Source organism: Pseudomonas rhodesiae (genome assembly GCF_013285305.1).
GTDB lineage: Bacteria > Pseudomonadota > Gammaproteobacteria > Pseudomonadales > Pseudomonadaceae > Aquipseudomonas > Aquipseudomonas rhodesiae.
Genome location: NZ_CP054205.1, coordinates 4,555,592 through 4,581,860 on the forward strand (window position 1 = coordinate 4,555,592; position 26,269 = coordinate 4,581,860).

At 60.2% G+C, this 26,269-nt stretch carries 23 protein-coding genes; 5 read left to right on the plus strand and 18 right to left on the minus strand.

Annotated features, from left to right (window positions below; all coding sequences use genetic code 11):
• Positions 1-2: 2 nt before the first annotated feature.
• Positions 3-185 carry a 50S ribosomal protein L32 gene (rpmF, locus tag HRH33_RS20565; protein WP_003179396.1) on the minus strand — a complete coding sequence of 61 codons (183 nt, stop codon included), beginning with the start codon at positions 183-185 and terminating at the stop codon, positions 3-5.
• Between the two features lie 13 nt (positions 186-198).
• Positions 199-729 (minus strand): YceD family protein, encoded by a 531-nt coding sequence (locus HRH33_RS20570; protein WP_034099894.1) that lies wholly within the window; start codon positions 727-729, stop codon positions 199-201.
• A gap of 105 nt (positions 730-834) precedes the next feature.
• Between HRH33_RS20570 and HRH33_RS20575 the strand changes: the two genes are divergently transcribed.
• Complete coding sequence (locus tag HRH33_RS20575) at positions 835-1,413, plus strand: Maf family protein (protein ID WP_034139029.1); 579 nt, start codon at positions 835-837, stop codon at positions 1,411-1,413.
• Positions 1,414-1,541: 128 nt separating this feature from the next.
• On the opposite strand, the gene HRH33_RS20580 is transcribed toward HRH33_RS20575, so the two are convergent.
• From HRH33_RS20580 to rluC, 3 genes are read right to left on the minus strand one after another with little or no spacing between them, the layout of a single operon-like run.
• A complete protein-coding gene (locus HRH33_RS20580; RefSeq protein ID WP_034099896.1) occupies positions 1,542-2,525 on the minus strand; it encodes a S49 family peptidase in 984 nt (327 codons plus the stop codon).
• A gap of 21 nt (positions 2,526-2,546) precedes the next feature.
• Positions 2,547-3,209 (minus strand): HAD-IA family hydrolase, encoded by a 663-nt coding sequence (locus tag HRH33_RS20585; protein WP_034114866.1) that lies wholly within the window; start codon positions 3,207-3,209, stop codon positions 2,547-2,549.
• On the minus strand, positions 3,196-4,155 hold the full coding sequence (gene rluC, locus HRH33_RS20590; protein WP_034114867.1) for a 23S rRNA pseudouridine(955/2504/2580) synthase RluC: 960 nt from the start codon (positions 4,153-4,155) through the stop codon (positions 3,196-3,198). The genes HRH33_RS20585 and rluC overlap by 14 nt, the downstream gene beginning before the upstream one ends.
• A gap of 767 nt (positions 4,156-4,922) precedes the next feature.
• On the opposite strand from rluC, the gene rne reads away from it, so the two are divergent.
• Complete coding sequence (gene rne, locus HRH33_RS20595; RefSeq protein ID WP_167418092.1) at positions 4,923-8,123, plus strand: ribonuclease E; 3,201 nt, start codon at positions 4,923-4,925, stop codon at positions 8,121-8,123.
• 59 nt (positions 8,124-8,182) lie between these two features.
• Here rne and HRH33_RS20600 read toward each other — a convergent pair whose 3' ends face one another.
• From HRH33_RS20600 to HRH33_RS20610, 3 genes are all read right to left on the minus strand, one after another.
• A complete protein-coding gene (locus HRH33_RS20600; protein ID WP_040269227.1) occupies positions 8,183-8,767 on the minus strand; it encodes a nucleotidyltransferase family protein in 585 nt (194 codons plus the stop codon).
• Entirely contained in the window at positions 8,764-9,750 is a 987-nt protein-coding gene (locus tag HRH33_RS20605; RefSeq protein WP_167418093.1) for an XdhC family protein, read from the minus strand. Before HRH33_RS20605 ends, HRH33_RS20600 begins: the two co-directional genes overlap by 4 nt.
• A 136-nt stretch (positions 9,751-9,886) precedes the next feature.
• Positions 9,887-11,218, minus strand: coding sequence for a dicarboxylate/amino acid:cation symporter (locus HRH33_RS20610; RefSeq protein ID WP_034099901.1), 1,332 nt, complete (start codon positions 11,216-11,218; stop codon positions 9,887-9,889).
• A 340-nt stretch (positions 11,219-11,558) separates the two neighbouring features.
• On the opposite strand from HRH33_RS20610, the gene HRH33_RS20615 reads away from it, so the two are divergent.
• Entirely contained in the window at positions 11,559-12,557 is a 999-nt protein-coding gene (locus HRH33_RS20615; RefSeq protein WP_167418094.1) for an AraC family transcriptional regulator, read from the plus strand.
• Positions 12,558-12,656: 99 nt separating this feature from the next.
• Here the strand turns inward: HRH33_RS20615 and HRH33_RS20620 are convergent, their stop codons facing one another.
• From HRH33_RS20620 to HRH33_RS20630, 3 genes are read right to left on the minus strand one after another with little or no spacing between them, the layout of a single operon-like run.
• The gene (locus HRH33_RS20620; RefSeq protein ID WP_167418095.1) at positions 12,657-14,003 is read right to left on the minus strand and encodes an ATP-binding protein; all 1,347 of its coding nucleotides are present in this window, start codon (positions 14,001-14,003) and stop codon (positions 12,657-12,659) included.
• Positions 14,000-14,677, minus strand: a complete 678-nt coding sequence (locus tag HRH33_RS20625; RefSeq protein ID WP_034099904.1) for a response regulator — start codon at positions 14,675-14,677, stop codon at positions 14,000-14,002. Before HRH33_RS20625 ends, HRH33_RS20620 begins: the two co-directional genes overlap by 4 nt.
• An 18-nt stretch (positions 14,678-14,695) precedes the next feature.
• Positions 14,696-15,004 (minus strand): hypothetical protein, encoded by a 309-nt coding sequence (locus HRH33_RS20630; RefSeq protein WP_167418096.1) that lies wholly within the window; start codon positions 15,002-15,004, stop codon positions 14,696-14,698.
• Between the two features lie 135 nt (positions 15,005-15,139).
• Here HRH33_RS20630 and HRH33_RS20635 point away from each other — a divergent pair, with 135 nt between their 5' ends.
• Positions 15,140-15,865, plus strand: a complete 726-nt coding sequence (locus HRH33_RS20635; protein WP_167418097.1) for a 4'-phosphopantetheinyl transferase family protein — start codon at positions 15,140-15,142, stop codon at positions 15,863-15,865.
• Here HRH33_RS20635 and HRH33_RS20640 read toward each other — a convergent pair whose 3' ends face one another.
• Both HRH33_RS20640 and HRH33_RS20645 read right to left on the minus strand, forming a co-directional pair.
• Positions 15,866-17,482, minus strand: coding sequence for an ATP-binding protein (locus HRH33_RS20640; RefSeq protein ID WP_123478781.1), 1,617 nt, complete (start codon positions 17,480-17,482; stop codon positions 15,866-15,868).
• A complete protein-coding gene (locus tag HRH33_RS20645) occupies positions 17,479-18,204 on the minus strand; it encodes a response regulator (protein ID WP_034114870.1) in 726 nt (241 codons plus the stop codon). The genes HRH33_RS20640 and HRH33_RS20645 overlap by 4 nt, the downstream gene beginning before the upstream one ends.
• Before the next feature lie 786 nt (positions 18,205-18,990).
• Between HRH33_RS20645 and HRH33_RS20650 the strand changes: the two genes are divergently transcribed.
• Positions 18,991-21,885 carry a ribonucleoside-diphosphate reductase subunit alpha gene (locus HRH33_RS20650; RefSeq protein ID WP_034099909.1) on the plus strand — a complete coding sequence of 965 codons (2,895 nt, stop codon included), beginning with the start codon at positions 18,991-18,993 and terminating at the stop codon, positions 21,883-21,885.
• A 90-nt stretch (positions 21,886-21,975) separates the two neighbouring features.
• Here HRH33_RS20650 and HRH33_RS20655 read toward each other — a convergent pair whose 3' ends face one another.
• From HRH33_RS20655 to flgB, 5 genes are all read right to left on the minus strand, one after another.
• Entirely contained in the window at positions 21,976-23,079 is a 1,104-nt protein-coding gene (locus HRH33_RS20655; protein ID WP_173603545.1) for a hypothetical protein, read from the minus strand.
• 142 nt (positions 23,080-23,221) lie between these two features.
• On the minus strand, positions 23,222-24,532 hold the full coding sequence (gene flgE / locus HRH33_RS20660; protein WP_167418098.1) for a flagellar hook protein FlgE: 1,311 nt from the start codon (positions 24,530-24,532) through the stop codon (positions 23,222-23,224).
• Between the two features lie 31 nt (positions 24,533-24,563).
• A complete protein-coding gene (gene flgD, locus HRH33_RS20665; protein ID WP_034139038.1) occupies positions 24,564-25,289 on the minus strand; it encodes a flagellar hook assembly protein FlgD in 726 nt (241 codons plus the stop codon).
• Positions 25,290-25,304: 15 nt separating this feature from the next.
• Complete coding sequence (gene flgC / locus HRH33_RS20670) at positions 25,305-25,748, minus strand: flagellar basal body rod protein FlgC (protein WP_024076985.1); 444 nt, start codon at positions 25,746-25,748, stop codon at positions 25,305-25,307.
• Positions 25,749-25,751: 3 nt separating this feature from the next.
• Positions 25,752-26,159: a flagellar basal body rod protein FlgB gene (gene flgB, locus HRH33_RS20675; protein WP_003175633.1), complete on the minus strand. Its 408-nt coding sequence runs from the start codon at positions 26,157-26,159 to the stop codon at positions 25,752-25,754.
• Between the last annotated feature and the right edge of the window lie 110 nt (positions 26,160-26,269).

The following is a 26,269-nucleotide window of genomic DNA, read 5'->3' on the forward strand; positions in this document are numbered from 1 at the left end:
GATTACTCGTCAGCGCCCTTGTCGATCACTTTACGACCACGGTATACGCCTTCTGGCGATACGTGGTGACGCAGGTGAACTTCACCAGTGGTCTTTTCCACGGACAGAGTGCTTGCCTCGAGAGCGTCGTGCGAACGGCGCATGTCACGGGCGGAGCGGGATTTTTTGTTCTGCTGAACAGCCATAATTGATTAACTCCTAAACGTTTGGGTCACGCTTTAACTGCGCCAATACACTGAACGGGTTGGACCGCGTTACCTCGTCCTCGCTCGGTTCGGGCTCGTCATCGAGGCCCGCCGGCTGCTGGCATTCTTCCGGATGATGAGCAGGCACAATGGGCAAGGCGAGCAGAAGCTCCTCCTCGATCAGTGCATGCAGATCCAAAGGATCTTCGCCCAGTTCCAGCACGTCATAACCTTTCGGCAACGACTGGGTATTCGCACCCTCCTTCACCACGGCGTAACTGCATTCGCTGTGGATCGGCAGGGTGACCAGCTCAAGACAACGCTGGCAAACCATTTTGACTTCGGTGTCGATAAAGCTGTGAATGACCACAGATTTACGTTCATCTCGTTCAAAAACGAATTTGGCCTGCACCGTACCGACAGTGTCGGAAAGCGGGTCGCAGAGTCTCTCCAAATCGGCCAGCAGCACTTCACCTTGAAGGGAGGTGCCACGATCAGCCAATTTGCGCGGGTCAACGTGAGGTGGAATCGGGTCATTCAACATAGGCGCAGCATTATAGGGATGCACCCGGCCATGTCAAAGGAAATTCGGCCCTGTGCGTCAGCCGGTCACCCCGCTAGAATCCCGGCCTGCCCTGAGGAGACGCCCATGCTGCCTTTATTACTCGCATCCAGCTCGGTTTACCGCCGGCAATTGTTGAACCGCCTGCACCTACCGTTCATCTGCAGCTCTCCGGATATCGATGAAAGCCATCGTCCAAATGAGCTGGCGGTGGAGCTGGTCAAACGCCTGGCCGAGGAGAAGGCCCGAGCGTTGGCCGCCAGCCATCCCGGGCATTTGATTATCGGCTCGGACCAGGTGGCCGCGCTCGACGGCCGGGTCATCGGCAAGCCGCATACATTCGAGAACGCCCGCGAGCAGTTGCTGGCGGCAAGCGGCAAGCGTGTCAGCTTTCTTACCGGCCTGGCATTGCTCAACAGCGAAACCGGGCGCTGCCAAGTCGACTGCGTGCCTTTTACCGTGCATATGCGCGAGCTGGACATTGAGCGCATCGAGCGCTACCTGCGCATCGAGCAACCATTTGACTGCGCGGGCAGCTTCAAAGCTGAAGGCTTGGGCGTGAGCCTGTTCCAGAGCACCGAAGGGCCGGATGCCACCAGCCTCGTCGGCTTACCCCTGATTCGACTGGTGGACATGCTGCTCAGCGAAGGCGTGCAGGTCCCTTAAGAACACCGCAAAACCCATTGTGAGAGGGAGCTTGCTCCTGACAGTACTGGATCAGCCAACCTGTCTGTAGCACCACAGCAATCAGGGGCAAGCCCCTCCCACATCTTGGCTATGTCAGCCTGACTATCTCAACGCAACGTAGGACCTTGGAAGCCCATATAGAGCGCCAGTTTTTCAGCCACGCTGGCGCCGAGCTTCTTGGAAAACCGATCGAATGGCGATTCCTCAACAGTGAAGTCCACCAGTTCTTTCTCGCCAATCACATCCCGCGCCACCGAACTGGCACTGCCCAAGCCGTCGATCAAACCCAACGGCAATGCCTGCTCGCCGGACCAGACCAGGCCGGAAAACAACTCAGGGTGCTCCTTGTCCTTCAGACGATCGCCTCGGCCCTGCTTGACGCTGGCAATGAACTGGCGATGAGTGGTATCAAGCACGCTCTGCCAGAACTGCGTTTCATCGGGCTTCTGCGGCTGAAACGGGTCAAGAAACGCTTTGTGCTCACCCGAGGTGTAGGTACGACGCTCCACACCAAGCTTTTCCATGGTACCGACAAAACCGTAACCGGCCGCCGTCACGCCTATGGAGCCCACCAGACTGGCCTTGTCGGCGTAAATCTGGTCGGCCGCGCTGGCAATGTAATAAGCACCGGAGGCGCCAAGATCAGAGATCACCGCGTACAGCTTGATATCCGGATGCAGAGCGCGCAGACGACGAATCTCGTCATACACATAGCCCGATTGCACAGGACTGCCGCCCGGGCTGTTGATGCGCAGGATCACGCCCTTGACCTTGGTGTCTTCGAACGCGGCGCGCAGACTGCTGACAATATTGTCGGCACTGGCCGGTTCTTTATCGGCAATCACCCCGCGCACTTCGATCAGCGCGGTGTAGTTGGCGCTGCGGGTCGCGCTTTTCTCCATATCCATCAATGGACTGAACAGCGCCAGCATGATCAACAAGTAAGTGAAGGTCAGCAGCTTGAAGAAAATCCCCCAGCGCCGCGAGCGACGCTGCTCCTGCACACTGGCCAGCAGGGTTTTCTCCAGCAGCTTCCAGCTTTTGTCGTCGCTGCTTTCAGCCTTTTCGGGCGCTTTCCACTCGTCACTCATGCCATAAACCCCAGCAAAGACTTATTGAGCCCGATTGAGCCAGGCGTGCAATTCAGAAAAATGATCGATCGTGACCCTGGGCTCGTACTGCTGCAACGCCTCGGGCGATTGCGCGCCGTAACTGACGGCCACACTGTCCATACCCGCATTGCGCGCCATCATCAGGTCAAAGGACGCATCCCCCACCATCAACGCCTCACGCGGGGAAACGGCACAATGGGCCAGAATCTCCTCCAACATCAGAGGGTGAGGCTTGCTGGCGGTTTCATCGGCAGCTCGGGTGATATCGAAATAATCTTCAAAACCGTGGGCTTTGAGTACCCGATCCAAACCGCGACGGGCCTTGCCGGTGGCGACAGCCAAGTGGTAGCCATCGGCACGGAACGCCTCCAGGGATTGGCGCACACCCTCGAACAAAGGCGAAGGCTCGGCCTCCAGTGCAATGTAGTGATCGGCGTAGTGCTCACGGAATGCGAGCAACTCTTGATCGGCGATCTGCGGATACAAGGTACGAATCGCCTCAGGCAAGCCCAGGCCGATGATGCCTTTGACCGCCAGGTCGCTGCACAGCTCGAACCCCGAGCGGGTCGAGGCCATGTGCATCGACTCAACGATGCGACCAATGGAGTTGGCCAGGGTCCCGTCCCAATCAAAAATCAGCAGTTTGTAGTCACGGTGCGACACTCAAACGCTCCACGGTCTTGGCCCACATCTCATCAACCGGCGCCTGCAGCTTGAGCTCACCGCCATCGGGCAACGGCACGGTCAGCATATAGGCGTGAAGGAACAGGCGTTTACCGCCCAGATCGCGAATTTCCTTGGAAAAATCTTCATCGCCATACTTGGTGTCACCGGCAATGCAGTGACCAGCGTGCAGGGTGTGCACGCGGATCTGGTGGGTACGACCGGTAACGGGTTTAGCCTCCACCAGCGTGGCGAAGTCGCCGAAGCGGCGCAGCACCTTGAACAGAGTCAGCGCCTCTTTGCCCTCCTCGTCCACCTCCACCATGCGCTCGCCGGAGCGCAAGTTGCTCTTCTGCAACGGCGCTCGAACGCTCTTGATCGAACTGGCCCAGTGGCCCCGCACCAGCGCCATGTAGCGCTTATCCACGCCATCGCCGCGCAGAGCGGTATGCAGATGACGCAGCATGCTGCGTTTTTTGGCGATCATCAGCAGGCCAGAGGTGTCGCGGTCCAGACGGTGCACCAGTTCCAACTCCTTGGCATCCGGGCGCAACTGACGAAAGGCTTCGATCACGCCGAAATTCAGGCCGCTGCCGCCGTGCACCGCAATGCCGCAGGGCTTGTTGATCACGATCAGCTTGTTGTCTTCGAAGACTATCGATGCTTCCAGACGCTGAAGCAGGCCTTGTGCCAGCGGCACAGGCTCGTCGCGCTCAGGCACGCGAACCGGCGGCACACGGACGATATCGCCCGCCTGCAATTTATACTCGGGCTTGATCCGCCCCTTGTTCACGCGCACTTCGCCTTTACGCAAGATGCGGTAAATCAAGGTCTTGGGCACGCCTTTGAGCCTGGCCAGGAGAAAATTGTCGATGCGTTGGCCGGCATATTCCGGCGAGACCTCAAGCAGCTGAACGCTGGGGGTCGGGGGGGCGGTAGTCGTCATGGCGGCGATGATAACAATTTTTTATGGAATTGAAGCACTTAATCATTACTGCTATAGTCGCGAACGCCGCCAAAAGCGGCCTGGCCAGAGGACTTGCGGCAAACTGCCGGCCCTGACCATCGCAATTCATCAGGACGCGAGGCCGTCCTACGGGGCGTTTGCCACCCTGGAAAGCTCAAAATTGTAACAAGCGCAGGTGACATGAGGCCTGAAGCGAGTGCCAAAAGCAGAGTGAATACTCGCGTTTGGCGCCGATATTTACGGCCAGTTCACAAAGTGCAGTCAGTTTTGAGCCAGACCATGGCGAATGCTTCGGAAACAACGCCTGTTAAGAGCTGAGTGAGAGCGCAGTCGTTTTCATTCAGGCCTGTTTAGCCATGAGCGTGGACTCCCCGTTGGAGAACACGGTAAATGCCAACCCGCTGCGGATTCTGCGCGCGGCAGCACCCGAATTATCAGGGATACGTGTAGGGTGGAGATGCACAACCGTCGGACCGTGTAGCACTAGGCTTATATTTAGACGCTTCATCTCGTCCACAGTCGCCGGTTGATTCCTCCTCCTGACCTTAGCTTTTGTTGAAGCGGTGCCTTTGTCACCGCCGCTAACAAGCAGGACGCGTCCGTCGCGACTCCCGCCCAATTGGCAGGTTTTGCTGGACACTGGAGTGGCCAACCACTCTTGACGCACCTGACACCGACCGTGAGAAGTCGTGTGTGCCGAACGCCGTTTCCGGCAGCCCGGAAACCGACGGTACAACATGAAAAGAATGCTGATTAACGCAACTCAACCCGAAGAGTTGCGTGTTGCACTGGTAGATGGCCAACGCCTCTACGACCTGGACATCGAATCCGGTGCACGCGAGCAAAAAAAGGCCAACATCTATAAAGGCCGTATTACTCGCATCGAACCAAGCCTTGAGGCTGCCTTTGTCGATTTCGGCTCCGAGCGCCACGGCTTCCTGCCCCTCAAAGAAATCTCCCGCGAATACTTCAAGAAAGCCCCAGAAGGCCGCGTGAACATCAAGGACGTCCTGAGCGAAGGCCAGGAAGTCATCGTTCAGGTGGAAAAAGAAGAACGTGGCAACAAGGGCGCCGCCCTGACCACCTTCATCAGCCTGGCCGGCCGCTACTTGGTCCTGATGCCGAACAACCCGCGTGCCGGTGGCATCTCCCGCCGCATCGAAGGCGAAGAGCGCAACGAGCTGCGTGAAGCGCTCAACGGCCTGATCGCCCCGGCCGACATGGGCCTGATCGTGCGCACTGCCGGCCTGGGTCGCAGCAGCGAAGAGATGCAGTGGGACCTCGATTACCTGCTGCAACTGTGGACTGCCATCAAGGAAGCCTCGCTGGATCGTTCCGCGCCGTTCCTGATCTACCAGGAAAGCAACGTAATCATCCGCGCCATCCGCGACTACCTGCGCCAGGACATCGGCGAAGTGCTGATCGACAGCGTCGAAGCCCAGGACGAAGCCCTGACCTTCATCCGCCAGGTGATGCCGCAGTACGCCAGCAAGATCAAGCTGTACGAAGACAGCGTCCCACTGTTCAACCGCTTCCAGATCGAAAGCCAGATCGAGACCGCTTTCCAGCGCGTAGTCGAACTGCCTTCCGGCGGTTCCATCGTGATCGACCCGACCGAAGCCCTGGTGTCCATCGACATCAACTCGGCGCGCGCCACGAAAGGTAGCGACATCGAAGAAACCGCCCTGCAGACCAACCTGGAAGCGGCCGAAGAAATTGCCCGCCAGCTGCGCCTGCGCGACATCGGCGGCCTGATCGTGATCGACTTTATCGACATGACCCCGGCCAAGAACCAGCGCGCCGTGGAAGAAAAAGTCCGCGAATGCCTGGAAGCCGACCGTGCCCGCGTGCAAGTGGGCCGCATCTCGCGCTTCGGCCTGCTGGAAATGTCCCGTCAGCGCCTGCGGCCTTCCCTGGGCGAAAGCAGCGGCATCGTCTGCCCGCGCTGCAACGGCACCGGCATCATCCGTGACGTTGAATCGCTGTCCTTGGCTATCCTGCGCCTGATCGAAGAAGAAGCCCTGAAGGACCGTACCGCCGAAGTCCGCGCCCAGGTGCCGATCCCGGTGGCCGCGTTCCTGCTCAACGAAAAACGCAACTCGATCACCAAGATCGAACTGCGTACCCGCGCTCGTATCGTGATCCTGCCGAACGACCATCTCGAAACACCGCACTTCGAAGTGCAGCGCCTGCGTGATGACAGCCCGGAAGCCCACAGCGGTCAGTCCAGCTACGAAATCGCTGCAGCCGCTGCCGAGGTGGAAGAAGTCCAGCCAGCCGCCGCAACCCGCACCCTGGTCCGCCAGGAAGCTGCCGTGAAGACCGCTCCAGCCCGTGCCAACGCACCGGTTCCGGTTGAAGCCGCTGCACCGGTTGCCGCGCCGGCCGCGATGCCTGAACCAAGCCTGTTCAAAGGCCTGGTGAAATCCCTGGTTAGCCTGTTCGCCACCAAGGAAGAGCCTGTCGCACCGGTCGTGGTCGAAAAACCTGCCGCCGAGCGCCCAGCGCGCAACGAAGAGCGTCGCAACGGTCGCCAGCAAAGCCGTAACCGCAACGGTCGTCGTGACGAAGAGCGCAAGCCGCGCGAAGAGCGTGCATCGCGTGAAGAGCGTGCGCCGCGTGAAGAGCGTCAGCCTCGTGAAGCCCGCGAAGACACCCCTACCGTAGCCCGCGAAGAGCGTGCACCGCGTGAAGAGCGCGCGCCACGTACGCCGCGTGCCCCGCGTGAAGATCGCAAGCCTCGCGGTGAGCGTGAAGAGCGTGTGCGTGAACTGCGCGAGCCTCTGGATGCCGCCCCGGCCGTTGCCGCTGCTGCTGCCACCGAAGAACGCCCAGCCCGTGCGCCGCGCGAAGAGCGTGCGCCACGAGAAGAACGCCAGCCTCGTGCCCCGCGTGAAGAGCGCCAACCGCGCACCGAGCAGGCCGCTGCCGCCAGCGAAGAGGAAGTGCTGACCGGCGAAGAGCAACTGCAGGAAGACGGTCAGGACAACGCCGAAGGCGATCGTCCACGCCGCCGCTCCCGTGGCCAGCGTCGTCGCAGCAACCGTCGTGAGCGTCAGCGTGATGCCAACGGCAATGTGATCGAAGGCTCGGAAGAGACCGGCGAGAACGCCGAAGGCGCCAACAGCGAGCCGACCACTACCGAACTGGCTGCAGGTCTGGCCGTTACCGCAGCGGTTGCCAGCTCGGTTATCAGTGCACCGGCTGAAGCCCAGGCTCATCAGCAGGCTGAACGCGCTACCGCCGCTGTCGAGGACACCGTCGTCGCCGAAGCGCCTGTGGTGCAGACCCCAGCGGTTGAAGCGCCGGTAGTAGAAGCAACGACCCCGATCGAAGCCCCCGTGGTACCGGAAGTAGAAGTCGCGCCGGTTCGCGACGCCCAGCCGGTGACCGACGTGGTTGCGGTTGAAGTGGCGCCGGTGGCTGAGCCTGAACCCGTGGTTGAAGCCGCTGCGCAAGCGCCGGCTGTAGAAGAAGCCGCCCCGGCAGTGCGCGAAGTTCGTGAAGAACAGACCGCCTTCCAGTGGGCCGCCGAACCTGCCGCTCCAGTTGAAGCGCCTGCACCGGCGGCGGAAGAAGCCCCGGCACCGGTTGCCGAAGTGGCCGTTGCCGAGCCTGCACCCGTGGTTGAGGCCGCTCCGGTGGCTGAACCTGCGCCTGTGGTTGAAGCGCCCGTGGTTGCCGAAGTCGCCGCGCCGGTAGTTGAAGCCGCACCGGCCAGCGCCTTGACCGAAAACGGCCGTGCGCCGAACGACCCACGTGAAGTGCGTCGTCGTCGCAAGGAAGCCGAGGCGGCCGCCGCTGCGGCAGCGGCTGCACCGGCTGTGGTTGAAGCTGTCGAGGCGCCAGCCCCGGCTGCAGAAACCGTGACTGAGCACTCTGCTGTCGAAGAAGTGGCCGAGCACAAGGTTCAGGAAGAAGCACACGAGCCTAAACCTCTCGTCTGATTCCAACCGCCACTAAAAAGCCCCGCCTGAGTGATCAGGCGGGGCTTTTTTATATCGGATCAGCGGTAATTAAGGCGCTCTGGTACATCCACATCCCATAACACGCCTGGGTCATTCACCGGCACCTCCCTCACAGCCGTCGGTGTAAACAAGAGCCTGGCACCTCGATCACCCGCTAACGCCTTCAACCCCGGCCCGAAGTCACGCCCAAACGCCACAGGGTGACCATAACGGCCATCCTGCACTGGCACGCGAATGCCCTGCTCCGGCAGCCCCTGAATCACTTGCTCGATGCTGGATGACTGGATAAAGGGCATATCCCCCAGTACCACCAACCAACCTTCGGCCGTAGCGCTGGCCGCTACCGCCGCCGCGATACTGTCGCCCATACCTGCCGACGTCAGTTGCAAAACCTTACAGCCATGTGCCTCGGCCAACTGAATCACCTCGGCACGCTCCGGCGACGTCACCAGCCAGCGCTCTACCACGCACGTCGGCAAATTCACCAACACCTGTTCGATCACCGGCCGCGTCACCCCGTCCAGTCCCAGGCAAGGCGCCAGCAATTTATCCTGATCAGCTCCCGCCTCGGCGCGGAAACGACTGCCCTGCCCCGCCGCCAGCACAATTGCCGTGACGGTCACTCGGCCACCACCGGCAGCGGCTTTTTCTGCATCGGTGCTACGCCGTTTTTGATCGCGACAATTTCCGCCATCAGCGACAGTGCGATTTCCGACGGCGTATGACTGCCGATATGCAAGCCGATCGGCCCATGTAGCCGCGCGATCGCCTGCGCCGACAGGCCCAGCGCCGACAGGTTCTCACGGCGTTTCTGACTGTTGACCCGCGAGCCCAGCGCGCCAATGTAGAACGCCCGGGAATCCAACGCCGTCAGCAGCGCCATATCGTCCAGGCGCGGGTCATGGGTCAGGCAAACAATGGCCGTACGCTCGTCGGTCTGGATAGACAGTACCGCTTCATCGGGCATACCGGGCACGAAGCGCCCATGTTGCGCCTCCCAACCGTAGACGAACTCTTCGCGGGGGTCGCAGATAAGCACTTCGAAATCCAACAAGCGCGCCATTTCCGCCACGTACCGCGACAATTGCCCGGCGCCGATCAGCAGCAGACGCCAGCGCGGGCCATAGATGGCGCGCAAGCGTTCACCGTCGAAACTCAGGCCATCGGTCTTGGTGGCGCTGCTCAAGGTAACCTCGCCCGTGGCCAGGTTGAGTTCCCGCGCGACGATCTCATGGGCCTCGCAACGCGCCAGCAGGTCGGCGACCCATTGCCAGTCCAGCACCCGCTCTTCGGTCAGGCGCAAGGTGCCGCCGCAGGGCAGGCCAAAACGCGCGGCCTCGTCCAGGGTCACGCCGTAGGTCACTAACTTCACCGGCGGCCCGTCGTCCGCCAGGCGGCCGTCGTGCAAGCGGGCTATCAGGTCATCTTCGATACAACCGCCAGACACCGAGCCGATGACAACACCATCGCCGCGCAGCGCCAACATGGCGCCCGGTGGACGCGGCGCGCTGCCCCAAGTCTGGACCACGCTGTACAACACTACTCGCTGCCCGGCACGACGCCATTCCAGCACACTGCGCAGCACATTCAGATCCACACTGTCCATCAAGCCTCCCGCGGGCAATATCGCGCTTACTGTAACCAAAAAATAACCCGGGTGCCGCGCGCCAGAAACGCAAACGCCCCGAACAAGTCGGGGCGTTTGCGCAGAGCTGGGGGCGTCAGTTCACGCCATCAGCGGCTTACTTGACCACCGGTGCAGGACCTTCGGCCACACCCAGGTCATCGAGTTCACGGGTTTCGGAAATACCGGTCCCGCCCGATGCCAGTTCGCTGTGCAGCTTGTCGGTATCCAACTCCTTGACCCACTTGGCCACAACGATGGTGGCAACGGCATTACCCACCAGGTTGGTCAGCGCACGGGCTTCGGACATGAAACGGTCGATACCCAGAATCAGCGCCAGACCGGCAACTGGCAGGTGGCCAACCGCCGACAGGGTTGCAGCCAGTACGATGAAACCACTACCCGTCACGCCCGCAGCACCTTTGGAGGACAGCAGCAGCACCAGCAGCAGGGTGATCTGGTGGGTGATGTCCATATGGGTGTCGGTCGCCTGAGCGATAAACACGGCCGCCATGGTCAGGTAGATGGAGGTACCGTCGAGGTTGAAGGAGTAGCCGGTCGGGATCACCAGACCTACTACGGATTTCTTCGCCCCCAGGCGCTCCATCTTGATCAGCATGCGTGGCAGCGCGGATTCGGAGGAGGATGTACCCAGAACGATCAGCAGCTCTTCACGAATGTAGCGGATCAATTTCAGCACGCTGAAACCGTGAGCGCGGCAGATGGCGCCCAGCACCAGGACCACAAACAGCACGCAGGTGATGTAGAAGCAGATCATCAACTGGCCCAGTTGCACCAGGGAACCCACGCCGTAGGCACCGATGGTGAACGCCATGGCGCCCAGGGCACCAATCGGCGCCAGCTTCATGATCATATTGATGATGTTGAACATCACGTGAGCGAAGCGATCGATAAAGTCCAGCACCGGCTTGCCGTAAGCGCCCAGGCGGTGCAGGGCAAAGCCGAAGATCACCGAGAACATCAGCACTTGCAGAATGTCGCCGTTGGCAAAGGCGCCGACGATGGTGTTCGGGATCACATTAAGAATAAAGCCGACAATGCTCTGGTCTTTACCGGCGGTGACGTAAGCAGCCACTTTGGACGCGTCCAGGGTCGACACGTCGATGTGCATGCCGGCGCCCGGTTGCACGACGTTAACGACGACCAGGCCGATCAGCAGGGCAATGGTGGAGACGATTTCGAAGTAGAGCAGCGCATAGCCACCGGTTTTGCCCACCGACTTCATGTTCTGCATGCCGGCGATGCCGCTGACAACGGTACAGAAGATGATCGGGGCGATGACCATTTTGATCAGTTTGATGAACCCGTCACCCAATGGCTTGAGGGCCACGCCGGTCTGCGGGTAGAAGTGACCGAGCAAAATACCGATAACGATTGCAACGATCACCTGGAAATACAGGGATTTGTAGAGTGGCTGACGAGTCGTCATTGCAAAATTCCTCAATCGTCCCGTGTGGCAAATATCCGCCATTGCCCACGACACTTGAATTGCGAACCCTCCTGCACTGGAGGGATTTGTTGTTTGCGAGGGCTGTGAGATAAGTCCTGCGCTGTCTTACCTATCGCAAACGTCGTGCCACTTTGTGCAAATCCGCTTTATGCCTTAAGACAGCGGGCCCGGCGCCTACAAGCGGCCCCTCCCAGTGGACGAGCACATGGCGGATTTCCGCCGTACCGACCGATAGCACCCTGCAATTTGGCGGATATCCGCCTTGTCGCTCCCACTCGGTGGTGGCTACCATCGGCCATTCTATGGATGAGGGCCCCCCATGCGCGAACGTACCATCGCCAGCCACTTTGCCCGCGCAGCCCTGGGCGGTGCGCGGCGGGTCGGTTATGACTATTCGGCCCTGCTGCAGCAGGTGGGCATTGCCCGGGAGCTGTTGAGCGAACCACGCGCACGCATCGCACCGGAACAATTTACCCGACTGTTGCAATTGCTCTGGCTGGCGCTGGACGACGAATACCTGGGGTTTGCTGAAGGCCCCAGCAAACGCGGCACCTTCGCCATGATGTGCCACGCGCTGATCCACTGCCGTACCTTGGAGAAGGCTCTGGAACGCGGCTTGTTGTTTTATAGCCTGTTCCCACAGGGGCCCCGCTGGCAGCTGACGCGTGAAGGGGAAATGGCGCACTTAAGCCTGGACCACACCCAACTCTGGGACCCGGACCACTTCCTCAGTGAATGCCTGCTGGTGATCTGGCATCGGCTGGGCAGTTGGCTGATCGGCCAGCGCATTCGACTGCACCAGGCCACCTTCGCCTACCCGAAACCGGCCCACGCCAGCGAATATGATCTGCTGTTCCCGTGCCCTCAGGTATTCGGTGCACCGAACAGCAGCCTGGTGTTTCCGGTGCGCTATTTGAGCCTGCCACTGTTGCAGGACGAGCGTACCCTCAAACATTTCCTCGAACGCTCCCCCGCCGACCTGCTCTCACGCCCGGACGAAGGCGACAGCCTGAGCAGCCAGCTGCGCCGGCTGCTGAGCCGCGACCGCACGCCTTGGCCGGCCCTTGAAGCGGTCGCCCAGCACCTGCACATCAGCCCGCAGACCCTGCGCCGACACCTGCGCGAAGAAGGCACCAGTTTCCAGGCACTCAAGGATGAACTGCGGCGAGACATCGCCATTTTTCACTTGGGACGGGCGGACTTGTCATTGCAGGAAATTGCCGAACAGTTGGGTTTCTCCGAACCCTCGGCGTTTCATCGGGCGTTCAAGAAGTGGACGGGGCTGACGCCGGGCGCCTATCGCGAGCAGGAGAGTTAGAGAGGGTGGTGTTGGTGCGTCTCATCGGGAGCAAGCTCCCTCCCCATTTGTAAGGGTTCACGCATGAAAAATGCGAACGAGCGATCCAGCCACAACTGATCACACGGCCGGAAAGTGAATCCTGAACGCCGCGCCGCCCAGGGGTGAATCGTCCAAGGTCAACCGCGCGCCGTAACTTTCGATGATGTCCTTGACCACCGCCAGGCCGATGCCCTGGCCCGGGTGCTGGCGGTCCAGGCGCTCGCCACGTTGCAGGATGCGCGCACGTTGGTCCGGCGGCACACCGGGGCCGTCATCTTCGATGCACAACTCGGTGCCGTCCTCGCTTTCCACCAGGCTGACGCGCACCTGGCTCAGGCATAGGCGGTAGGCGTTTTCCAGCAAGTTGCCAAGCAATTCAAGCAAGGCGCCCTTCTCGATGGGTACGTCACATTCATCCGGTAATTGGAAGAACACCGTCACTGCTTTGTCGCGGTACACCTTGCCCAGGGTATCGCAAAGGCTTTGCACTACCGGCTCCAGGCGCACCTGATGGCGCACCAGGCCGCTTTTACGCAGGCTGGCGCGTTGCAACTGGTAGCTGATCTGTTGGCTCATGCGCTCGATCTGTGTTTGCAGCACTCTGGCCTGGTCGCGGTCCGCAGGGCGTTGAGCCATGTCTTCGCTCACGCCCTGCAAGACCGCCAGCGGGGTTTTCAAGCTATGGGCCAGGTCGTCGAGGGAGTCGCGGTAACGCGCCCGCTGTTCGCGCTCGCTGTGCAACAAGCGGTTGAGCGAGCCCGTCAGGCGCAGCAGCTCGCGGGGGTGCTGCTCGGACAAACTCTCGCGGGTGCCGCCTTCAATCTGGTCCAGCTCCTGGCTCAGCCGCCGCAGCGCCTGCAAGCCCCAAGTCAGGCCCAGCCACAACAGAGTCAATAGCACCAGCAATGCCGCGCCGAAGCCCAGATAGAGGTTTTCGCGCAGGCCTTCGAGGGTCAGCTGGTATTCGCGCACCGGTTGCAGGGCCACAATGCTGAACGCCGCGCTCTTGCCACCGAGCAGCTTGACCTCGACGTCATACACGAAGAATTCCTGGCCGTTGTCTTCGCGAATCCGCGCAAACTCATTGCCGCGTCCGTCATAGCGCGGTTTGTAGTTGATGTTTTCTTCGCGGGTCGCGCGCGAGCGCCATACCAAATGGCCTTCGCGGTCGTAGATGTACCCCAGCAGCCGACTGTCAGCGAGGTTGAAGCGCTCATCGGGCAATTGCGCAGGCATCAGCAAGTGGTTGTTTTCCACCCGCGCGGCGGAGATCAGCGTGGTGACGTCCGACGCCAGGCGCTGCTCAATGGAATCCTGCAACGCCAGGCTGAAGGCGCCTTGCATCGCCGGCAGCAAACCGAGCATAAACAGCACGGCCAGGGTGGCGGCCGCCAGCATCAAGCGCACACGTAGCGAGCGAATCAACGGCAGCGCTCATTGAACAGGTAGCCCAGGCCACGCACGGTGTCGATGGGCTTGAACCCGGCCGGGCCTTCCAATTTGCGGCGCAGGCGGCCGACCAGCACTTCGATGACATTCGGGTCGCGCTCGTCGTCGTCCGGGTACAACTGCTCCATCAAACGATCCTTGGCCACCACTTGCTGGTGATGGCGCATCAGGTATTCGAGAATGCGGTATTCGTAGGCGGTCAGCGCCAAGGGTTGCTCGTCGAGGGAGGCTTGCTTGCGGTTGATATCCAGCAGCAACGGCCCGGCGACGATGGTGGACTGGGTAAACCCGCTGGAGCGGCGCAACAAGGCATTCATCCGCGCTTCCAGCTCTTCGAACTGGAAGGGTTTGACCACGTAGTCGTCGGCGCCGGCGGCCAGGCCTTCGACCTTGTCCTGCCAGTTGCCGCGCGCGGTGAGGATCAGGATCGGAAACGTCTTGCCCTTGGCGCGCAACTGGCGAATCAGGTCCAGGCCGCCCATGCCGGGCAGGCCCAGGTCGATGATGGCCAGGTCGTGATTGAACTGGCCGGTCTGGTACAAGGCTTCCTCGGCGTTGGCCACAGCCTCGACCACATGGCCACTGTCGGTCAGGCGGGTAAACAGGTGATGGCGCAGCAGCGCCTCATCTTCCACCACCAGCAATTTCATAAGGCTCTCCAAAGCAAATCAACTGTCCGACTGGGTGACATCATAGCGGCCCTGCAGGTCTTGCGGGCGCAGTTTAATGCCATTGAATTGGCCGGTCAGGCGCGCATAACCGACGCGGTAGGCTGGCTGCGCGGCGGTAGCGCCCAAGGGCTGGCCCCAGGGCGAGGCCTGGCTGCTGACCTCTTCGAAGTTCACACGATGGATCAGGCTACTGGGCTTCCTGGTTTTCTCCCTGCCGAATTCGGCGAAAGCGCCCTCGGATGCCTGGGCGCCAGCGGTGGCACTCAGCAAGGTCAAGGCCAGCATCAGCTTTTTGATCGCAGTCATGGTGTTACCTCATACGCGTTTGGCTGTAGAACCAGACTACGCAAGCGCCCCTGAACTCCCCCTGAACAGGCTCTGAACCCAACCTGAACCGGCGCGGGCTATCCTGTGGCGCGGCAACTGGGCAAAATAGCGCCCATGAATCCTCTACCCGCTTGCTGCACCCCACTTGACGCCCGCTGGCCGTTACCCGAACGCTTGCCGGGCACGGTATTCCTCAGCACCCGCTTCGATCCTGCGTCACTGGTAGCGGATGATTTCCAACGTTGCGCCGTGCCGCCGCCGGCCAGTATCCAGCGTTCGGTCGCCAAGCGTCAGGCGGAGTTCCTCGCCGGCCGCGTGTGCGCCCGCGCCGCGCTGCATCAGCTCGGTCACCGCGACTGCATCCCGGCCATTGGCGAAGACCGCGCGCCGGTATGGCCCGCGTCTATCAGCGGCTCCATCACCCACAGCACCGGCCACGCCGCCGCGATTGTTGGGCACAAGGCGCAATGGCGCGGCCTGGGGATGGACTTGGAAAACCTGCTGAGCCTGGAGCGAGCACAACGCCTGGCCGCGGAAATCCTGACCGCCGATGAGTTGCAACGCATGGCCGCCCTGGCGCCAGAGCAGGTCGCCCTGCTGGTGACCCTGACGTTTTCCATCAAGGAGAGCCTGTTCAAGGCGCTCTATCCGATTGTGCAGAAGCGCTTTTACTTTGAGCACGCCGAGTTACTGGAATGGTCCGACACCGGCCAGGTGCGCCTGCGGTTGCTGACGGACCTGTCCCATGAGTGGTGCCAGGGCAAAGAGTTGCAGGGGCAGTTTGCGCTCGACGATGGTCAGCTCTTGAGCGTCGTCGCGGTATCCAATCAGCCCCATTGATCAATCTGCCGGTTTTTCTTGGCTCCGCGGCCAGCTCAGGCTGAAACACGCCCCGCCCAGGTTATTGCTCTTACCGATCAACGCCCGCCCGCCGTGCCAATAAATGATGCGTCGCACGATAGACAGGCCCAGACCATGGCCTCCCGAGGCGCGGGTGCGGCTGTCGTCCAGGCGCAGAAACGGCGTGAAGATACGCTCCCAGGCACTTTCCGGCACGCCGGGGCCGTCATCCTCCACGTCGATGCGGCAACGTACCTGGCCCACTTGATAACTGATCAACACCTGCCCCTGGGCATGACGCATGGCATTGGACACCAGGTTCTGCAACGCGCGATGCAGATAGCGCGGCTCGGCATCGACCCAGGCGTCGTCCCAATGCGCAGACGACAGGCAAATGCCACGACTGACGGTGATCTGCGGGCGCAGTGGCGACAATTCGCCGATCACCTGATCGAGCAACGCATTGAGGTCCACCCGCTGGAAATTCAGCGCCGGCGAGCCTTGCTCCAGGCGTGCGTAGGTGAGCATTTCGTCCACCAGTCCATCCAGATCCTGGATATCGCTGTCCATACCGTCCAGGTACTTGCGTCGCGCTTCTGGCGTGGCGGCATCGCCCAGCATCTCCAGGCCAAAGCGCAGGCGCGCCACTGGCGTGCGCAGTTCATGGGACACCGCACGCACCAGTTCACGCTGGATCGCCAGCAATTGCTGCAAGTGCTCGGCCATGCCATTGAACGCCGCCGCCAGGCGCCCCACCGAGTCCGCGCCACGGGCCGGTACGCGCACTTGCAGATTGCCCTTGGCGATACGGGTAGCCGCCGCTTCCAGCCCTTTGAGCCGACGCTCCAACTGACGGACTAATAAATAGACGATTAAGCCGATCAGGGTCAGGCCGATCAACGCAATCAGGATCAGCCATTGCGCCGGGTACGGGTTCATTTGATACAACGGGCCGATTTCCAGCACCCAAGGCGTGCCGACCATACCGGCGAACACCCGGATCGAATCGCCGCCCTTGCCCAGGGCCATCACCGTGTCGCCCTCGGACACGCGTCGACGCTGATCGTCGTCCATGTCGGCCTGGTCGAGGGTCATCAAATGCATGTCGAAGCCGAAACCCTTGGCTTCTTTGATATCCGCCAGCCGCTGCGGCTGCTCGGCCTCGGGATAACGCACCAGCTCATCGGCCAGTAAATAAATAGTCGCGCGGGCCAATTGCTCGCTGATCTGCTGCACTTCGCCGGTCAGCACCAGTTGTTCCTGCTCGCTGACCAGGCGCACCACCCGCGCCGCGTGGGGGCCGGTCTGTTCCACCAGAACCTGGCCGCGTTGCAGGCGCGTGCGCTGGCTGAGGTCCAGGCGGGCTTCGGCGAGGGTGCGCAACTCCAGAGGAATACCCAGCAGACGCTCCCATACCGCCAGGGCGCGTTGGCGTTCGATGGTGCTCATGGGCTGCAGGTTGTCGCCCATCAAGGCAAATGTGCCGTGGGCCAAGCGTTCACGATACTGACCACTGCGCACCTCATTAAGCAGGTGCAGCGCCAGCACGCCAAGCAACGCCACCAGGATCAGCGCGGCGCACATGCCGCCGTAGATGCGTAGGAAGATTGAGTTCACAGCGGCATGTCAGCGGCGGCTTCGGGGACGAACAGGTAGCCTTTACTACGGATGGTCTTGATCAGGCGTGGGTGGATCGGGTCGTCGCCGATTTTCGGGCGAATCCGCGAGATGCGCACATCGATGGAGCGATCCTGGCCGTCATAACCGACGCCACGCAGGGCAATGAAGATTTCTTCGCGGGACAGGATGCGCCCGGCGTTGGCCACCAGTAGCCACAGCAGGTCGAACTCAGCGCTGGTCAGCTCGATACCGGTGTCATGCAGCCAGGCTTCGCGCAGGGCGTTGTCCACCACCAGCGGGCCGAACTGCAGGCGCCGTTGCAGCTCCACCGTCGCCGGTTCTGCCGGCTCGCTGCGGCGCAACAGCGCTTGGATACGCGCCAACAACAAGCGCGGACGCACGGGTTTGCACACATAATCGTCGGCGCCCAGGTCGAGGCCGAGCACTTGGTCCATGTCGTCGGTGCGCGCGGTGAGCATCAGGATCACGCCGTCATAGCGTTCGCGCACTTTGCGGCAGATGCTCAGGCCGTCTTCGCCAGGCAGCATCAAGTCGAGGATCACCAGGTCCGGTTGCTCGTCGATGATGCGCTCGGCCGCCAGCGCTCCATTGCCTTCCACCGCAACCCTCAGACCGTTGCTTTGCAGGTAATCACGGGTCAACTCGGCCAATCGCTCATCGTCTTCGACGATCAGGATTTGCCAGGCGTCATGCTCCATCCGCTACCTCGGTTGTATTTATTGTTGGAGAAGCCCAAGGGGCCCGCGTCTATGCAAGATGCCAGGGTGATCGCCGAGCTCGTGCGCAGGCAAGCGCACTCCTACAGCTGTCATCTGGCCAGGGCAAACTACCGCCGATTGTAGCCATGGGCCAGCCTTCAAACACAAGCCAGGAAATCCATTCGGTGATCACCTTTTTTTGTGGTAGGGTTCGCGCCCTCAAAAATCCAACCGACTGTTTTTCTCCTGGAATATTCAGTGACAAACGGCTGAATCCAGCAGTACTGCGGCCTACACGGGCGTTCCACGTTTCATACACATTTTACCCACAGCGTTATCCACAGGTCTTGCGTTGCTAAGCCCTCCAAAACGCATTATCTTGTAGCTCGGCGCTAAAAAAACCCTACATGTAGGGTTTTAAGCGAAACCACCAAACACAGATCAGACAAGAAACTCAAGTCATTTCTTGCTCCCGTTTGGTTGAACCAAAGCATTTTTTGAAAGCCCAAACCGCGCACGCGGATGGCGACCGTTTTCAAGCTTCAACAGCGCAAAACGGTATGGGTGTTGCAGTGCTTGAATCCAGCAACTGTCACCTACCAGGAATACGGCCAAGGGCATTGAGCCCCGAACCGAAGACTTCGGCATGGAAGCGGCGCGAACAGCCCCCTTCCTACTGTCCCGAAGTTGTTATGCCAGGCCCAGGCCTGCTGTAAGTGCTTCAGGACGGAACGGTGGGCACCGTGATGGTGCTCAAATAAATATAGAATGTGGAGACACCCCCCCATGCAAACCGACACAACTCGCGAGAACCCGCAGGGCTCCGTGCCGCAGGCCGCCGATTCGACTATGGATCTGTCCGCCACTGCACCTGGCCAACTGCGCGTGATCAAGCGTAACGGCACTGTCGTTCCTTACACCGATGACAAAATCACCGTCGCCATCACCAAAGCGTTTCTTGCAGTTGAAGGCGGCACCGCTGCCGCCTCGTCGCGTATCCACGACACCGTTGCCCGCCTGACCGAACAAGTCACCGCGACCTTCAAGCGTCGCATGCCCTCGGGCGGCACCATCCACATCGAAGAAATCCAGGACCAGGTCGAACTGGCCCTGATGCGTGCCGGCGAACAGAAAGTCGCCCGCGACTACGTGATCTACCGCGATTCGCGCGCCAAGGAACGTGCCGTGCGCACTCCCGCCGAAGAAGCAGCGGTACAAGCGCACCCGTCGATCCGCATCACCCTGGCCGACGGCAGCTTTGCGCCGCTGGACCTCGGCCGCCTGAACACCATCATCACCGAGGCCTGCGAAGGCCTGGAAGAAGTCGACGGCGACCTGATCCAACGCGAAACCCTGAAGAACCTGTACGACGGCGTGGCCCTGACCGACGTCAACACCGCACTGGTGATGACTGCCCGCACCCTGGTTGAACGCGAGCCGAACTACTCGTTCGTAACCGCGCGCCTGCTGATGGACACCCTGCGTGCCGAAGGCCTGGGCTTCCTGAAAGTCGCCGAAAGCGCCACCCACCATGAAATGGCCGACCTGTACGCCAAGGCCCTGCCTGCGTACATCGCCAAGGGTATCGAATTCGAATTGCTGAACCCGGTCCTGGCCACTTTCGACCTGGAAAAGCTCGGCAAGGCCATCAACCACGAGCGTGACCAGCAGTTCACCTACCTGGGTCTGCAAACCCTGTACGACCGTTACTTCATCCACAAGGACGGTATCCGCTTCGAACTGCCGCAAGTGTTCTTTATGCGCGTGGCCATGGGCCTGGCGATCGAAGAGAAGCACAAAGAAGACCGCGCCATCGAGTTCTACAACTTGCTGTCGTCCTTCGACTACATGTCCTCGACACCGACGCTGTTCAACGCCGGCACCCTGCGCCCACAGCTGTCCAGCTGCTATCTGACCACCGTGCCGGACGACCTGTCGGGCATCTACCACGCGATCCACGACAACGCCATGTTGTCCAAATTCGCCGGTGGCCTGGGCAACGACTGGACGCCGGTGCGTGCACTGGGCTCCTACATCAAGGGCACCAACGGCAAGTCCCAGGGCGTAGTTCCGTTCCTGAAAGTGGTGAACGACACCGCCGTCGCGGTTAACCAGGGTGGCAAGCGCAAAGGCGCTGTGTGTGCTTACCTGGAAACCTGGCACATGGACATTGAAGAGTTCATCGAGCTGCGCAAGAACACCGGTGACGACCGTCGTCGTACCCACGACATGAACACCGCCAACTGGATCCCTGACCTGTTCATGAAGCGCGTCTTCGATGACGGCAAGTGGACCCTGTTCTCGCCCTCCGAAGTACCGGACCTGCACGACCTGACCGGCAAGGCCTTCGAAGAGCGCTACGAGTACTACGAAGCCCTCACCGAGTACCCAGGCAAGGTCAAGCTGTTCAAGACCATCCAGGCCAAAGACCTGTGGCGCAAGATGCTGTCCATGCTGTTCGAAACCGGCCACCCATGGCTGACCTTCAAGGATCCGTGCAACCTGCGCAGCCCGCAGCAGCACGTGGGCGTGGTCCACAGCTCCAACCTGTGCACCGAGATCACCTTGAACACCAACAAGGACGAGATCGCCGTTTGCAACCTGGGCTCGATCAACCTGCCGAACCACATCGTCAACGGCAAGTTGGACACCGCCAAGCTGGAGCGCACCGTCAACACCGCCGTACGCATGCTCGATAACGTGATCGACATCAACTACTACTCGGTGCCACAGGCGCAGAACTCCAACTTCAAGCACCGCCCAGTGGGCCTGGGGATCATGGGCTTCCAGGACGCGTTGTACCTGCAGCACATTCCTTACGGTTCGGACGCTGCGGTCGAGTTCGCCGACAAGTCCATGGAAGCGGTCAGCTACTACGCGATCCAGGCTTCCTGCGACCTGGCCGACGAGCGCGGCGCCTACGAGACGTTCCAGGGCTCGCTGTGGTCCAAGGGCATCCTGCCGCTGGACTCGCAACAGATCCTGATCGAAGCCCGTGGCCAGAAGTACATCGACGTTGACCTGAACGAAACCCTGGACTGGGCACCGGTACGTGCCCGCGTGCAGAAAGGTATTCGTAACTCCAACATTATGGCCATCGCACCGACCGCCACCATCGCTAACATCACCGGCGTGTCGCAGTCGATCGAACCGACCTACCAGAACCTGTATGTGAAATCGAACCTGTCGGGCGAATTCACCGTGATCAACCCGTACCTGGTTCGCGACCTGAAAGCCCGCGGCCTGTGGGACTCGGTGATGATCAACGACCTGAAGTACTACGACGGTTCCGTGCAGCAGATCGAGCGCATCCCGCAAGAACTCAAAGAGCTCTACGCGACCGCGTTCGAAGTGGACACCAAGTGGATCGTTGACGCCGCCAGCCGTCGTCAGAAGTGGATCGACCAGGCGCAGTCCCTGAACCTGTACATCGCCGGCGCTTCGGGCAAGAAGTTGGACGTGACCTACCGCATGGCTTGGTACCGTGGCCTGAAAACCACCTATTACCTCCGCGCCCTGGCCGCAACCAGCACCGAGAAGTCGACCATCAACACCGGTAAGCTGAACGCCGTTTCCAGCGGCAACCACGGTGATGATTCGGTACTCGCCGCCCCGGCCGGCCCAGCGCCAGTGCCAAAGGCCTGTGCTATCGACGAGCCGGATTGCGAAGCTTGCCAATAAGCTGAGCGCATGACTAAAAAGCCCGTCATCCCTTTGGATTGACGGGCTTTTTGTTTTTACAGCGCCACGAATCCTGAACGGTCTTTGCCATTATTTGAATGCATACGCCTCGCCACCATTCTGAGGCTGGCCGCCTCGTCCGCCCCATAGCTCCACATGTCCGCCAATGGATGCCATCGCATGGCCGCCATAAGCCACGACGCCAAGCACGCCGCTCGCAAGCTCAGAACTTGAAGATTGTCGGTACAAACCTTTCAACCCCAGGCGATCAAGTCCCTCGGAGAGCATTTCACCGTCATTCAAACTGACCAACGCATCTGCGAAGCTTCTGCGTGCATTAGCGTCATTACCAAATCCCCATCCCTGATTGCCCTCCATATGAGCCCGCTTTGCACTGGCTGCATATAAGAAGTTGGCATCAGTCATCATGCCCGCATCATCGCCCATGAACCGAGCCTGCTGTGCTGCCTGCCGCAGTTCGCTCTTGCTTAGATGGAGCTGGAACCCATCTCGCATCTGTATATCCCAACCGTCGCCATTGGCTGTCACGTCCCTGAAAATATCGGTGGGTTTCTGACCAAACTTCATCATTGCAGCCTTTATTGCAGCCACTGTGGTGCAGTTCCCATCAGGACCTTGCTTGAAACCGCTCCAGATATTGCCGGCCTCTGTAGACATGCCAGGTTTTTGCCCCGGATTGCTTTTGTCGATTTTATAATCAGTGTACTTGGCGCCTTCAGTAAACGGCTTGTTGGTCATAGCCTGCACGGGACCGAAGTCCGTAGGGTTGACCCTGCCACCACCACCACCACCACCACCACCACCACCAGGTGATGGCTGCGGAGAAGGAGAAGGCTCATCAGGGAACAAATCCGGAAACAGCATCTTCAAAAGATCCAGCCACCGTCTCGGCCATTCTTCCTTGAGTTGCTCAAGGATTTTTTTGAACTCCTCGTCGCCAAGCGCTTTGCGCTTCTCATTAAGCTTGTCGCGTAGCTCCCGGACGGTCTGGCTCTTGCCGGTAATTTGCGCGTCGTCAAGCTCCTTGAGCAGTGTTGCGACGGCGCTCTTATTTGCGCTCACGTCATCGTTAATATTGACTGTCGCGCCTTTTTCGCTCAAATAAAGCGGTGCCGCTCCAGCAGCAAAATGCGCTCCGGTCCCGACAAGACCCACCTGCCACTGATTTCCCATCGTTCTCCCCCAACCAAAATCACACACTCAACGGCTTGCCGCTTTCTGGGTGGTATTGGGGGTGTAGGGCGTTCCAGATGATATTGATTAAAAAAAACCCCTCGATGGAGGGGCTTTAAGTCAAACGCATAACGCCATGGCATCAGGTCATCTGAATGATGGTCTGCATAATGGTGCTCTGGGTCGAGATGGTCTTGGCGTTCGCCTGGTAGTTGCTCTGGGCCTTGATCAGGTCCACCAGTTCGTTGGTCAGGTTGACGTTGGAGTTCTCCAGCGAGTTGGCCACGATCGAACCCAAGGTACCGGACTGCGGAGTGTCGTAACCCGGTTGGCCCGAAGCAAAGGTCTCACGCCAGGAAGTGCCGCCCGAAGGCTGCAGACCCTGTTCATTATTGAAGCTGGCCAGAGAGATTTGGCCGATGGCCTTGCTCTGCTGGTTGCTGAACGTGGCGAACAGTACACCGCTGCCGTCAATTTTCAGGCCGGTGATCTGGCCAGTCGCATAACCATCAGTCACTGGCGGGTTACGGTAGGTGGCCGAGTTGTACTGCGTGATGTTGGCCATGTTGACGGCGATACCGCCCGGGTTGGCATCCGCACCGTTTGCCGTCCACACGCCATTGGTCACGGTGCCTGGCACCCACCCGGTGATGGTCAGCGTCGTGCTGGACACAGTGCCGGTGAGAATACCGGTGAGCTTGCCCGCGCCATCAAAGCTCAGGGTCGACGGTACAGGCGGCGTGGAAGGTGTGCCGGTAGGCGCCGAACCGTTCGGGTTGCGGCCGTCGATCAAAGTGTAGGCGTTCCACTTGTTGCCGTCGGTTTTCACCAGGTACTGCACCATCGGGTGCGCATTACCCTGGGCGTCATACAACGTGGTGCTGTACTGGGTGGTGAAGGTGCTGGTATCGCTCGGATTGAACGGCTTGAGCGTCTGGTCGATCACCGGCTCAGAGGAGTTCAGGTTACTGGTGGAGTCCACTTTGGTGGATGCTTTCGGCGGCAGATTCGACAGGTTCAGTTGCAAGTCGGTCAGGCCGCCCTTGATGATCTTGCCGTCTTCATCCGCTGCGTAACCCTGCAGACGCGAGGTGCCGGTGTTGTTGGTGATGTAGCCGTCCTTGTCGGCACGGAAAGCACCGGAACGGGTGTACTCCAGGGAGCCGTCGCTGCCCTTCTGCACGAAGAAGCCGCCGCCTTGGATAGCCATATCCAGGATACCGCCGCTGCCGTTGACGTCACCTTGGGTGAACTGCTGGGACACCGCCGCCAGGTTCACACCGTTACCGATGCTGTTCTGACCGGTGCCCAGCTTGGAGGCAGCGTAGATATCGGCGAATTCCGCACGAGAGGATTTGAAGCCAGTGGTCGCGACGTTGGCGATGTTGTTGCCCGTCACGTCCAGTTGTTTGTTGGCCGCATAGAGGCCGCTAAGGCCGATGTTAAAAGACATGTTTCTCTCCTTCTGCCGTATTTAGCCGGCTCTATGTACCGATAGTCTGAATTTGCGACAGCTTGACGCTGCCCATGCCGCCCGCCAGGTTCAGCAGCATTTCGCCGCCGGTCTTGCTCAGCGTCACGCTGGTCACCGTTGCCGGCAGCGAAGTCGCCAGGGCCACCGAGTCGCCCTTGTCGTTCTTGGTCGTGGCCGCGAAGGTATAAGTACCCGCTGCCGCCACCTCACCTTTGTCGTTCTTGCCGTCCCAGATAAAGTCGGACGTGCCGGCGCTTTGGGCGCCCATGTCGATGGTGCGGACCACGTTGCCGTCCTTGTCGGAGATCTTGATGGAGACGTTGCCCGTCGCCGCCGTCACCGCCACCGAACCGGTCATGCTTTTACTGGTATCGACCAGCGCCTTGTCGGTCTGGGTAATGATCGAGCGTCCCACCAGCGACGAAGCCTGCAGCGCCTGGGAGGAACTGAAGTTGCTGGAAATCGCATTCACCGAGTCATTCAGGGTATTGATGCCTTCCAGGCTACTGAACTGCGCCAGTTGAGCGACGAACGCACCGTTGTCCTGAGGCGACAGCGGGTTCTGGTTTTTCAGTTGGGTAACCAGCAACTGCAAGAATGCATCCTTGCCCAGCGACTGGCTGCCGGTCGCGGCCTTGGAAGCATCGGCTAAATTAGTGTTGTCCGACGCCGTCTTGACCTTCGAGTTGAAAAGGTCTTGAACCGCCGTGTTATTAGACGTATCGACAATGGCCATGGTTGGCGCCCCTTATCACTGACCCAGGGTCAGGACCTTCTGCATCATGGTTTTGGCGGTGTTCATCATTTCCGCGTTGGTCTGGAACGAGCGGCTGGCCGAAATCATGTCCGCCATTTCCTCGACCACATTGACGTTCGGGTAGTACACGTAGCCTTTTTCGTTCGCCGCCGGATGGTTGGGCTCGTAACGGGCTTCGAGGTTGCTTTGATCCTCGACTACGCCGAGTACCTGCACACCCTGGCCCGCGGCGTCCTGGTTCTGGAACAGCGAATCGCTGCCACCGCTCTGGCCGCCCTGGAACATGGTGGCGAACACCGGGTGACGGGCGCGGTAGGTTTGGTCAATGCTCGAAGACACGGTCTCGGCGTTGGCGATGTTACTGGCGACGGTGTTCAAGCGCGTGGTCTGCGCGCTCATGCCACTGCCGGCAATATTGAAAACACTGGACAGGGACATAGCTTACTCTCCACGCAGGGCTGACATCAGCCCTTTGAATTTACTGTTGAGCAGGGTAAAGCTGGCCTGGAAGTTCACCGAGTTCTCGGCATAGGCCGATTGCTCCAACTGCGCGTCGACGGTGTTTTGGTCGATGGACGGCTGCATCGGCGTGCGATAAAGCAGCGACTCGTCACCACTGCTCAGACCTTGTGCTTCGATATGACGGCTGTTGGTCATATTTAAGGCAAAGGTGCCGTTTTTGGTCTTGTCCTGCTGTGCAGCGAGCACGGCGGAGAAGTCCAGATCCCGAGCCTTGTAGTTCGGGGTGTCGGCGTTGGCAATGTTGTTGGCCAGGACTTCGGCACGCTGGGCGCGGAAGCCCAAGGCTTGTTCGTGGATACCGAGCGCTTTGTCGAAGCTGATGCTCATGGCGGAGACCTTTAGGCTGACCTGCTGTTCGTTAACAGAGGTATAGCAAGGTGCATGCCAATTTTTTCAGCCCCCATATATCAAGGACTTAAGCGGAAATTGCCGGCGGC